The organism is Aquabacterium sp. UBA2148 (assembly GCF_002328915.1).
GTDB classification, from domain to species: Bacteria; Pseudomonadota; Gammaproteobacteria; order Burkholderiales; family Burkholderiaceae_C; genus Aquabacterium; species Aquabacterium parvum.
Map to the genome: position 1 here is coordinate 24,996 of NZ_DCXA01000162.1, position 1,262 is coordinate 26,257.

A 1,262-nucleotide genomic window follows, 5' to 3' on the forward strand; every position below is an offset into this window, starting at 1 on the left:
GGGGGCAACGCGTCGAGCACCGCCGTGCGTGCGCTCATCAAGCAGCTGGTCACCGCCGAAGACGCCAAGAAGCCGCTGTCCGACAGCCAGCTCGCCAGCATGCTCGAAGAGCAGGGCATCCAGGTCGCGCGCCGCACCGTGGCCAAGTACCGCGAAGCCCTCAAGATCGCGCCAGCCAACCTGCGCAAGGCGCTCTGAGCGTCACACCGATGGCGCCAGCGTCGGCAGCTGTCGCCCCGCCGAGCGCCCCTCGCCTGCCACCGACCGCCTGTTGACCGAGTCAGACCATGGCCCTCATCAACCCCTCTGTCACCGTCACCCAGATCCTCGCCGTCCTGCCCTGGCAAGACTGGGCCGCGCTGGCGCTGTTCTTTTTCGGTTGGGTCGGCTATGCCCAGTTCGCCAGCTGGCGGGCCAAGCGCGAGCGCACGCTGCTGGCCAGCACCAACCACTTCCGCAAGGTCTGGATGATGCAGGTCACCTACCGCGACCAGCGCATCGTCGACGCCGCCGTCACCCAGAACCTCGCCAGCAGCCCCAGCTTCTGGGCTTCGACCACCATCCTGGTGCTCGGCGGTCTGCTCGCCGTGCTGGGCACCTCCGAAAAGGCCACCGAGCTGGTCAAGGACCTGCCCTTCGCCGCCACCACATCGATGCTGGTCTTCGACATCAAGATCGTGGTGATGCTGTGCGTCTTCGTCTACGCCTTCTTCCGCTTCACCTGGTCGATGAGGGTGTACTCGTTCGGCGCCATCCTCGTGGGCGCTGCACCCAACGTCGAAGTCTTCGACTCGGGTGAAGCCGACCGCGAAGCCTTCGCCGAGCGCGCCGGCAAGCTCATGGGCATGGCCGCCGAGAGCTTCGCCGATGGCCTGCGTGCCTATTACATGTCCTTTGCCGTGATCGGCTGGTTCATTTCCCCGACCTCGTTCGCCGTTGCCACCCTTGCCGTGCTGTGGGTGCTGTATCGTCGCGAATTCCGATCCGACGTGCTGGCCGTCCTGCGCGCCTGACCCTTCCGTCACCCGCTTCGCTGCCTCCGTCCACCCGCCCCATGCCGATCAAACCGATCCGTCGCCCCCGTGTTTCCGCCGCCACCGGCCGGCCTTCTGATGAAGCCGGTGCGCCTGCGCGCGGCGAGCATGGCGAGCGGCGGGATGCGCATTCGCAGCGTCCCTCAGGCCCTGGCCGATCGCCGACGCAGCAGCGCCCGCAGTCGCCCCATGCCGGGCGCGGTGAGCCGCCTTATCGCGCAGGGCCTG

1 protein-coding gene and 1 pseudogene are annotated in these 1,262 nt (G+C 67.7%); both read left to right on the forward strand.

Annotated features, from left to right (window positions below):
- Positions 1-198: pseudogene (locus B2W70_RS09035) on the forward strand (RNA polymerase factor sigma-54); the annotation flags it as partial.
- Between the two features lie 89 nt (positions 199-287).
- Entirely contained in the window at positions 288-1,013 is a 726-nt protein-coding gene (locus B2W70_RS09040) for a DUF599 domain-containing protein (protein WP_058087367.1), read from the forward strand.
- Positions 1,014-1,262: the final 249 nt, after the last annotated feature.

Excerpts from the sequence above, each read along its gene's own strand:
- B2W70_RS09040 (WP_058087367.1), top strand. The coding sequence starts at position 288 with ATGGCCCTCATCAACCCCTCTGTCACCGTCACCCAGATCCTCGCCGTC.